Annotated in this window: 1 protein-coding gene; it reads left to right on the forward strand. The window is 55.7% G+C overall.

Annotated elements, in window-relative coordinates:
• Positions 1-416 precede the first annotated feature (416 nt).
• Positions 417-842, forward strand: a complete 426-nt coding sequence (locus tag AC1DYI_RS37205) for a hypothetical protein (protein ID WP_477209081.1) — start codon at positions 417-419, stop codon at positions 840-842.
• Positions 843-845: the final 3 nt, after the last annotated feature.

Raw genomic sequence — 845 nt, forward strand, 5'->3', positions numbered from 1 at the left:
TGCTTACGCCACTTGGCTGCACCGCCCTGGGAGGCCGCTTCGGTGACCGATGCTTTCTTCCCTCGTGCGCCAATCTCGGAGGTTGTGGCAAATGGGCTGGCCCCTTGGTCTTGTGCGAGCATATTGGCGTCAACGCATCAAAGAATCAGGTGAACTTTGCACTCGGAGAGCCAGATGAAGCGTCTTCCAACGTTGAAAGATGGTCGTTCGAAAAGGTCCCCGAGTTCATCGAAGTCACCTACCTCAACGACCACGCTAGTCGAGTCGTCTGCTCGAAGGGGTCACTTCAACCAGTCAGCAACGGGCAGTAGTCTCACTGCCAGCCAGCCGGCTAGCCCCTCCGTCAAGGGGACGTCCACAAGCGGGCTTCGCCCACTTATGACCGCCCCTTACGTCGAACGTTAGGCATCAATACCATGCCAAGAGTCACCTTCATCGACTACGCCGCAAGAGAGCACTTCAATCCCATGCGGTGGGTAGACAACGAGCAAATGGAAAGGCATAAGCGCTCCGGCGGCTTGTCGCCCTACAAAGTTTGCTTAGTCGAGGTGTGTAGCTTTCAATTTGAGTTCCACAGCGTCATGCAAATTGAGCTGTGTCTTGAGTACTACCAGAGGAGCATTCATCCCACGAGCAGGTTGCCTGTGTACACGCAGAACATTGGCGGCGATCATTGGGAAACTCAACGCTGGTTCGAGAAGCTACCTGTGGTTCTCCTCGAAAATTCGAAACGTCCCAAGGTCATCTCAGCGCTCACTCGAGCGCTTGCCGAGTACCGCAACCATCCCGGAGCAATCACCTCCACGCCAAAACCAGCGCTCTGGCGTAACGCCGATGCCTAACCC

The organism is Ideonella sp. P3_A4, from assembly GCF_056403075.1.